The sequence below is a fragment of the Caldisalinibacter kiritimatiensis genome, assembly GCF_000387765.1.
In the GTDB taxonomy this organism is placed as follows: Bacteria; Bacillota; Clostridia; order Tissierellales; family Caldisalinibacteraceae; genus Caldisalinibacter; species Caldisalinibacter kiritimatiensis.
In genome coordinates this window covers 1-9,828 of sequence record NZ_ARZA01000053.1, presented here as the reverse complement: position 1 = coordinate 9,828, position 9,828 = coordinate 1, and the positions used below count along the sequence as shown (strand labels likewise).

The 9,828-nt window shown below is 27.1% G+C and carries 10 protein-coding genes; all 10 read right to left on the bottom strand.

The window, feature by feature from the left end; genetic code table 11:
* Positions 1-242, bottom strand: a 242-nt coding sequence (locus L21TH_RS02020; RefSeq protein ID WP_034429066.1) for a shikimate kinase, incomplete at its 3' end; no start/stop codon positions are given.
* Between the two features lie 23 nt (positions 243-265).
* Positions 266-532, bottom strand: coding sequence for a late competence development ComFB family protein (locus L21TH_RS02015; protein WP_006307836.1), 267 nt, complete (start codon positions 530-532; stop codon positions 266-268).
* Positions 533-558: 26 nt separating this feature from the next.
* Complete coding sequence (locus L21TH_RS02010; protein WP_278244282.1) at positions 559-978, bottom strand: prepilin-type N-terminal cleavage/methylation domain-containing protein; 420 nt, start codon at positions 976-978, stop codon at positions 559-561.
* A gap of 158 nt (positions 979-1,136) precedes the next feature.
* On the bottom strand, positions 1,137-3,548 hold the full coding sequence (locus L21TH_RS02005; RefSeq protein ID WP_006307834.1) for a VWA domain-containing protein: 2,412 nt from the start codon (positions 3,546-3,548) through the stop codon (positions 1,137-1,139).
* 34 nt (positions 3,549-3,582) lie between these two features.
* The gene (locus tag L21TH_RS02000; RefSeq protein ID WP_006307833.1) at positions 3,583-4,713 is read right to left on the bottom strand and encodes an S-layer homology domain-containing protein; all 1,131 of its coding nucleotides are present in this window, start codon (positions 4,711-4,713) and stop codon (positions 3,583-3,585) included.
* Between the two features lie 15 nt (positions 4,714-4,728).
* Positions 4,729-5,289 carry a PilW family protein gene (locus L21TH_RS01995; protein ID WP_006307832.1) on the bottom strand — a complete coding sequence of 187 codons (561 nt, stop codon included), beginning with the start codon at positions 5,287-5,289 and terminating at the stop codon, positions 4,729-4,731.
* Between the two features lie 5 nt (positions 5,290-5,294).
* The gene (locus L21TH_RS01990) at positions 5,295-7,436 is read right to left on the bottom strand and encodes a hypothetical protein (RefSeq protein ID WP_006307831.1); all 2,142 of its coding nucleotides are present in this window, start codon (positions 7,434-7,436) and stop codon (positions 5,295-5,297) included.
* An 11-nt stretch (positions 7,437-7,447) separates the two neighbouring features.
* On the bottom strand, positions 7,448-7,912 hold the full coding sequence (locus tag L21TH_RS01985) for a type IV pilus modification PilV family protein (RefSeq protein WP_006307830.1): 465 nt from the start codon (positions 7,910-7,912) through the stop codon (positions 7,448-7,450).
* Positions 7,913-7,927: 15 nt separating this feature from the next.
* Entirely contained in the window at positions 7,928-9,142 is a 1,215-nt protein-coding gene (locus L21TH_RS01980; protein WP_006307829.1) for a hypothetical protein, read from the bottom strand.
* 1 nt (position 9,143) lies between these two features.
* The gene (locus L21TH_RS01975; RefSeq protein WP_162138477.1) at positions 9,144-9,710 is read right to left on the bottom strand and encodes a PilN domain-containing protein; all 567 of its coding nucleotides are present in this window, start codon (positions 9,708-9,710) and stop codon (positions 9,144-9,146) included.
* Positions 9,711-9,828 lie beyond the last annotated feature (118 nt).

Genomic DNA, 9,828 nt, shown 5'->3' with positions numbered 1-9,828 from the left:
CCACCGCCGGTAGAAATTACAGAATTATTTTTCAAGTATATCTTATTTACTACTTTTCTTTCTTCATTTCTAAAAAAACTTTCCCCATACTTATCAAATATTTCGGGTATTTTCATTTTATTTAACTCTTCTATTAATTTATCTGTATCTAGAAAATCCATTTCAGTTCTTTCTGATATAAATTTTCCTATTGTAGTTTTACCAGTTCCCATAAATCCTATTAAAACTATATTACTTTTCATTAGTATATCACCTTCTGTTTTTACTACTCATGATGTGGTTCTTTACTTACCTTTTCTATTGCTTTTATAACTTCTTTTAAAATGTCAACTTCAAACTGTACCTCAAGCTCTGATACCTTAATATAAGCTTCCCCTTTTTCAGTAACAACATACTTAGGTTTTAAATTATTTAATGCAATTGCAGCTATATCCATTCTACACTTTTCACAGTGACATATATCAGGTCTATCCTTTAATAATCTGTCGATAGTGTTTAAAACTTCTTTCTCCATAAAATTATGTAGTTCCATAACACCCACTCCCTATTTCACTTATTCTAATTATGCTTTATTAACTTAATACGACCACTTGCAGGTACTATAGTAATTTCATAATATATTTCTAAATTATCATTATGTAATGAAATAGTCGTTCCTCCATGTATTGGTGCTCCATTATATCCAAACCTTACTTCACTATTATCATAGCCTATTCTATTTTCTTCTTCCATATGTACTGTTTTTAGAGTTTTTGTTCCATCTAATACCACATAATAATCATTATTTAATAGTATTCTATATTGACCACCTTCTGTCATTTTTAATGTCCTGATTCCTCTTATATCATTACATAGCTGTAAGGATTGTGCTTTTAAAGTAAATGGAGATATAGAAATTTTAGGTAAGATAATAGCTATAATAATACTAATGAGAGCCAAAACAACTAATAACTCTATTAAAGTAAAACCATTATTTATTTCATATATATTTCATTAAACCACCAACTTTTAATCTAAATTTATCTTTTATTGTAAATACTTGTCTTATTTTTATTATATCATAAAAGGTTGTATTAGATATATAGATATAAATAATAAGTTAAAAAACTCGAGAAATAAAAATCTCGAGTTTTTTGCTATTTTAATTCAGGTAGTTCTTGAATATTAATATTTAAATCATATACATTATCCATTAATTTAATTTCAGTAGATTGTTCAGATATAGTTTTTGGACTAATAGAATATACCAGCATAAAAGTATTATTTTCACTGTCGATATTAAATTTATATTTATCATCGTCACTTTTTGTTTGATAGCTTCCTAATAAATCTCCTATTGTATAACTATCTTCGGTATCATTATATTCGCATTTATATAGCTTAATATCATGTATATCTAAATTTTCATGTGATGTAATTAAAACTTCGAGTTCACCTGAACCTATTGTTTCAATGGCAGCTCCTAGTTTAGCTTCAAATCCAACAACAATATTAACTGGATTTTTATTGTCTAAAACCACTTCATTAGTGCTTCTTTGAATATACAATCCATATTCTAGTTTTCCTTCATTACTTATAATGTTAGGTATAAGTAAAGGTTCAACATCTACGTTAAATTCAAATTTAGAAGAATTGTTATAACCATTCAATACTTTTATTTCAATTTTATTAGTACCTTTTAATAATTCTATTAACTCTAGTTTTTGACTATATTCTCCATTATCCGTTAACCTATCCTGAGCTATTAACTCATCATTTATTCGTATTTCAGTAATCTTTGTATTATCCTCCGTTTTAATACTTAAAATAGAATCTCTATTACCATTTTCATTTAATTTATCTTCTATTTCTAATGAACTTATTTCTATTATTGGAACAGTTTCTTCAACAACATTATTGTATATATCAGTTGCTCTTATTTTTATATTATGTCCCTCATATCCTTCAATTTTACTCTTATCAATAAGTATATTAAATGTTCCTTCAGTATTACAATCACCTTGCCATACTATATCGTTATTTGCATTTAATATTTCAATATACCCCGGTTCGTCTATTGTTATGCTTAAATTATATTTGTCATCATTATTTGGATTTCTTTCGACTGTGGCATCAATTTTAGGAGGCTCATTTTCGTATACTGAAATATTAGCATCTGGAAATAGCCTAACTTTCTCACTACCATCTATGTCCTTATATGCGATTTCACTAGATAAATTGTATTCTCCTTCTTTTATTGCTCTTAATTTAATATTGAATTCAAATGATTCTGCTTCAAATTGATTTGTTTCTTTATTTAGGTTGTAAGTAATACTACCGATATCTCCAACAACTGTATTTCCATTTCTAATCATCCCTTCAGGTATATCTACAATTTCAAATTCATCAGGAAATGTTTCTTCATAGTACACTGCATGAATAGGTAAGTCACTAAGAATCTGTTCAGATAATTGTTCATACACTTCATTAATCGCATTTGCATCTATAGCTTCTTTATAATAACCATCACATTCCTCTGAAATCTCTCTCAATTTATTTCTATTGCTACCATTACTAAAGGCTATAAAAAAGGAGTCTATATTGTTCGGACTATTCTTAATCATATTCGCAATTATTCTAGCATAGTTTAATGCGTAGTCGTTATAATCGTTAGAACCCCAATTTGTAAAATACGCTATATCATCATAGTTATCAGTTTTAAAATCATAATCTATGATGTCATATACATCTTCTTCAAAATTATTACAATATAGTTTACCTATTGAACTTCTATTAAATAAACTCCATCCTTTATATTCTCGTTTTTTAAGTGTAATAGGCTCTCCGTAAAAGTAGTCATTGTAGTGGTATTTCGCTAATAAACCCCAATCAGTCCACCCCCAATCAATCCACCTGTTTACAAACCTATTAAATGAAAATGCCGTAGGTTCTCCATCTGTTAGAAATACAATATATTTTCTTGCATCTTGATTATTGCTATTATTCAATGTATAATAAGCCCTTCTTAAACCATCACCTATATTTGTTCCACCACTAGCATCCATTGGTTTACTTATGTTATTAATAATTTCATTAAAGTTATTACCTTGAGATAGATTAACAAATTCATTTCCGTTATTTTTTTTTAACTCAGCATAATTATCATATTCTATAAGAGATATATTTACTCTTTCGTCATCTTTAAGCTTTTCAAGAAATTTAGCAGCTGCATCCTTTACAACTTCCATTCTCGTTTTATTACCAACCATATCGTTAGTCTTCATACTACCCGAAGTATCAATTACTAATACTATTTCTTTATCCTTTAAGTAAGCTTCTGGAATTATATCCTCAGCCGGAATAGGTTGCGGTTGAAATTTATAGTTTATAGTAAACTCTTCACCTATTAGAACTTGATTTTTTTCAACCTCTCTAAACATATTAACTGGAGCACTTATGCTTATATCTGTATTAGTATCTGCATAAATTTTACTAATTGGTAAAAAAGTAATGCTCAAAATCATTATCATCAAAAAATACGAAATTCTTAAATTAATATTCCTTTTCACTATATTACCCCCTTTCAAAATTAAAGTTCAACTTTTATAAACTGTCATAGTATCTAAAGGTATATAACACTTCTTCATTATTATCCGATGATATCTTCAATGATTGAGCTTCAAAATAGTCTTTTTCCCCTATTTTTTTTCTTATTAGCTTTTCTACACTATTCTCTAAAGATAGTTTACTTTCTTGATAAATATTTTTTATACTTTCAGTTTCATCTAACACTTCTAACATTTTCAACAATGCTATTTCAAAGGTTACGTTATCCAAGTCATTGGTAGATGTATATAATGTAATTTCATATTTTGATTTAACAATATTAATCATACCTATATTGCTTATCGAAATCACAGCACTTTTTGAAGTAATATCAGTTATGTTAACATTATCATTTTTCGTTATTTCCTCTATTGCTGTAACAATTTCTTCACTAAAATTATTATTAAATTCGTCTGTTATGTATAGTTCCTGTGATTTTTCCTCGCTATGTGAGTGAGATACTGCTATAACATCATTTACACTTTCAGTATTATCTTTATCTAGTTTAATTCCTAACCTATAAATTAAAATAATCGACTGCTCTCTCGTTGCATTTCCCTTTGGATTAATTTGTAGCTCTGAAACACCTTTAAGTATTTTGTTTTCATAGCAATAATCTATATAAGGCTTTACCCATTCATCTATATCTGCTGCATCAATATAATCATAGCTTTTAGATGCATTTAAGTCTTCTTTTGAATCTATTGCTTTAAGTAACTGTACTATTAATGCTGCTATTTCCTGTCTTGTGATTTTTTCATCTGGCTTAAAGGTTCCATCTTCGTAACCATTAATTATTCCTGCATTATATGCCATAATTAACTCATTTTCATACTTATGTCCTTTTATATCTATGAATGGCTCAGGATTTGTAATTTCTACATTATTACCTGTTTTTTTATATAATTCTAAAGCTAGTAATACGTATTCACCTCTCAATATATTCTGAGTATAATTACCTTTTAGGTCATCTGGTACTAAGTTGTGATTTAAAGCTAAATTTATTTCATCCTCTGCCCATTTGCTAGGTCCACTAGAGTAATTATCCTTAGCATATATGTTATTTGGATATACAATTACACTTGATAATAACATTATTAGTAAAACTATACTTATCTTAGCTTTCATTTAATCACTCCATCACTATTCTTTATTTCTAAAATATAATGTATTCTTAATAGTTTTTGAATAACCATCTTTACTTACTGTTAATTCTATTTCTATACCATTTGTATCACCAAGGGTTCCTTTTATCGCTGTAAATTTTATATTTGATATATTATTACCTACTTCTGTTGAAGGTGATTTTGAACTATTTAAATTAAAAAACAGCTTATTAGTATCCGACTTTAATTCATATATACTATCTTCATCTTGTAACTCTTCTTCTGTCTCTCTAATTTCAAAAGCAAAAACTTCGTCTTTCTCTATTATCTTTTGTACTTCGTCCTTCCAGGTTCCTTCATTTTTCATTTTTCCGTTTAATTTTTTTAACCCTTTTGCTTCCATATTTTTATCAATTAAATAGTACATAGCATTTTGAGCTTGGTATTGTAGCTCTAGCTCAACATTTTGTCTATCAAAGTTTTTTAAATTATTTATTAAAAATGAATATACTGGTATAATTGTAATTCCTATAAGACCTATTACAACTATTAATTCGATTAAAGTTAATCCTTTATTATACTTTTTAATGTTATTCATAATAACTACCTCTCTATACTCCAGCTTGACATTTTAATTAAATTATCTTTCTTAACAATTGCACCATCTCCTCTTGGTCCTAATTCTTCTGTAGTCTCTGAAATACTACCTAATAACCCACATTGTCTAAAAATAGTCTCAACAAAGTTTTTGTCATTTGATATTGTTATTTCTGTATTTTCTATACCATCATCAAGAATTACTATGTTGTTCGCAAATATTATTCCACTATATTCTATATCTCCTATCAAAAAAACGTCACCGTTGGTTATAATCACACCGTTTACAGCTGGATTAGTAAGTGAAGCTATTCTTTCTTCAGCTACGTTATCTGTAATTTCATCTGGATAAGTATCTTTTGATATGTTAGGACCTATTATTGCTAAATTGTTGTTATTTTCATCATAGTAAATTAACTCGTCACCTTCATATATTTCACTATTAACGTTGTTGATTTTTGAATAGTCATCTTCACTACTTATTAGTTGATTAGCGGTTAGACCTTTAATATTTTGGTTATATATTTCTTTCTTATCTCTTATTAAAAGCTCATCCATAGGTTTATAATTTCCTGCAATTACTCTATTGCCTTTACTAGGATTGCTTGTACTAATAACAGCTCCTGAATGTATAATATTATAATCCTCATTATATTTATTATTTTCATCTATGCCTCTAATGTTCACACCATCAACATTAAGGGAATTTCCATTTGTATCTTCATTATAGTACTTTATATATTTACTTTTATCTTCTAAAGTTAAGTCTTTTTCAACTTGTCCATCTTTTATTTTTGATGCTAGAATCAATGGTTCCTTGTATTCAAATATTATATTAGAACCTTTAAAGTCTCTTTTATCATTATCTAAAATTTTTTTAGTATAGGCTATATAATTACCCTTTATCGAAATTGATTCTCCAGTTTGGTATTTTTCATTAATCAAATCTATAAACGAAGAACCATAGATAATTAAATCTTTATTAAATGTTAATTCAGTTCCTTCTTTCTCGTTTATAATAATACTAGAGGACTCGTCAGGACCACTTACTTCACTACTATCAGATATACCATAAAAACCACCGTTGAAAGTAATTTTATTGTTCTTACCATTTATCTCAATATCGTCCTTTAAGTAAACATCTCCAGATAATTCATCTATTGAACCAAAGGTAATATTGTTTGATTTAACTCCAGCTTCATTTTCTAGATAAATATTTTGTCCAAAAAAGTCACCTTGTACTTCAATATTATTACCTTCTGATAAAACTAATAAATTCATATTAGTTGATATGTTACCGTTAATAGTTAGTTCAGTATTATCTTCTTCTATTGATATACCCTTATCATCACCTTCTATAAAAACATCACCATTTAATGATATTTTATCTCCCTTAAATTTAATGTCTCCATCAGCTGAAATCGCTTTATCCCATGAACCATCTAATGTTTCTTTAACTACTTTTATTTCCTCATAAACTTCAGCATTATATTCAGGAACTAAGATTTTATATGTTACACTTATTGTTTTTACTACATTGTCCTTAGTATATGTAGATCTTATACCTATAGTTACTTTACCGTCATTAAATACCAATTTATCTTTACTATAACTATCTTTTTTTGTATAGAAAGTAATCTCTGGTTTATTTCCGTAACCATCATCTATTCTTAACGGATAATCATTTATATTCAAAGTGCCATTATCATTAATTAATCCATTGCTTCCCTTCAATAAACTTAAAATTTCATCCTTATATCCATCTTTATCTATATACCCTTCTTTAAAGCTTATATTTAGTTGCTCTTCTGCCACATTTATTTTCAAAGTACCATCTTCATTAAAATAAGTATCATAATCATCATCCTCAGGCTTTAGATTATTTACATAGTCTATGAATTCATCTGCTGCTTTATTTCCTTGTTCAATAGCTTGATTTACAAAATCACCTAATATAGCATATATCTCTTCTAGTCCTGCCTCTGAAAGATATAGATTTTTCTTCACATTACTGTTTATAAATACCATTTTATAATTTGATACTGCCATTGAAAGTATAGTAGTGCCTAAAATTGATAGAATCATCATTACAACTAATACCATCAAAACTGTTGAGCCTTTATTATTTCTAAAATACTTTATTATCATATCACCACTTCCTACTTTATAAATGACTTATAACCATTAATCTCTTGCAATACATCACCTTTATCCTTTTCCTTAACTTTAATGTTTATTTTATATAACCTGCAGTTATTTGAATTTCCTTCATCAGCATCATCAAATTTATATTCAGTTTCTTCTACGTGCAAATACACTTCATAAGTATTTCCATCAAACTTAACATTTTTTATTAATAACCCATCGCCACTTTTTTGATCATCTATAAACATATCATAAGTATATATCTTATCTTCATATTCGATTGTATCGATAGCTTTAAGTTCTTCCATATAGCTTTGAGCTATAATAGTAGCATTTAATTTATTAGCTGAAATGTTATTTGCTTTAGCTGCAGTTATAAAAAGTGAATATAGTGGTACTATTATAATTGAAAAAATTGCAATTGTTATTACTATCTCTATTAAAGTAAAGCCTTTATTGTTTTTTAAAAGTCTATTCATTTTATATCACCCTAATTAATACCTTTTAATATCAATTCTCCCTTTTACCTTGTCTATATTAACTCTTGGTCTGTTTTTGTCGTCCCCATCTATTACTACTAAAACTTTTTTACTAGTGTTATTTTCAATCTTTATATTAGCACCTGCTACGTCTTTATTTGAATTTCTTTCATGAGTAAATATTATTAAATTTATAGTATCATCCTTCGGTTCAAAAAACTCACCTATTTTGTAATTCTTTGGATAGTTTTCACTGCTTGTCCTATATTTAAAATAGTACTTGTCTTTCTGCTCAGTAAATACAATATCAATATTTTCAACACCATTTTTATCTGCATATACATAGGATTCTCTAGTATTATCATTAGCTTTTCCTAACATAATGGTAGGTAAATCTGAATTAAATGGCTTAACAGTCATTGCAAAATCATATTTTATTTCTTGCCAACTTGTTTCGTTATTGTTATCCACTTCACTTGTTACTATGTTATTATTTTTATAAATGTCACCATAAAATGGATTATTCTTTCCATATTCATTATATAAATCCCAGTTTAAATAATCTTCATCCTGATTATGCAACTTAGGAACAGCATAAAATTCAAGTTGAATGTTTCCTGACAGTTCATTATTATCAGTTTTAACTATGTTTAAATTTTTAATAAGAATTTCTCTGTTATTTTGTTCTATCTCTTTCATTAAACTAATGATATTTGAATAGCTTCCATTAAAATTTAGGTTTGCTGTGAGCTTTTCTATTTTTACTTCATTTTCATTTTTCTCATTGACTTCATCTTCTTTCTTATCTTCCATCCCTAAATATTTTTTTACTAGACTTTCCATCTCATATTCTTCACTTTTTTCATTGGTTTCATCATCTATTATACCTAGTTCAAGTTCAGAAAATGAAATACTTTGGTTATCTACTTTAGAATCTTGTATCATATCATTTAATATTAAAATGATTTTTTCTTGTATAATCTTAGGATAAAACCTTCTATACAAGCTACTTATTTTCTCGTTCATTATCTTATAATCTTTTCTTACTTTGCTATCAGGGGAAACTTCAGTCTTAATAGCTTTTAACTCTGACTTATATTTTTCTGCTTTTTTCTCAAGTTCATTAATTTTCTCAATCTGTGGATTATAAATTAACTTATAATACCCAAATAAAACTACAATTATTGCTAATACTATTAACATTATTTTTTCTCTTTTGCTTAATTCCATTTTACTTCACATCCTTGAAATAGCAATTTATAATAAAAACATTGTAAATATCTTCCTCGGATTGTTGATTGATATCACTTACATGAACAGTTTTAAATAAATTGGTTTCCTTTAGATTATGTTGAAATTCTGCAATAGATACTCTATTGCCAGAAAACCCTTGTATTTGTACATTTTCAGTTGATATATTTAATATTTCAATAGATGCGTTTTTAGGAAGTGAAAGTGCTATTGCATTAATAAGTTCCGTGCCTATTAACTCTTGACTATCGTATTTTTTATTTACTTCTACTAACCTTTTATGATAATCTTTCATAATAGAAAGTTTATGTTTTAAATTATTAATTTCTTTTAATTCACTAATTGTACTTTCGTTATGTATAAATCTCTCCATTTCAGCTATTTCTTTATTTAAATTCTTAATTTTAATATTATTCCAAGTATATAACCCAATCATTATAAAAAGAAGTCCACCAACAATAGCTCCAGTAAAGGTTAATTTATTAGTTGTCAGTTTTTTCGATTCTATATATGGAGAAAAAAAGTTTATATCTCTCAAATACTTCACCTTCCTACCTTCGTATAATTGCTCCGATTGCATTTAGAAAATCAATTGTTTCTATTCTATCTAACGTCTTATTCAGTTTAATATTATTAATTTCTTTTATAGTTATAACAGGTACATT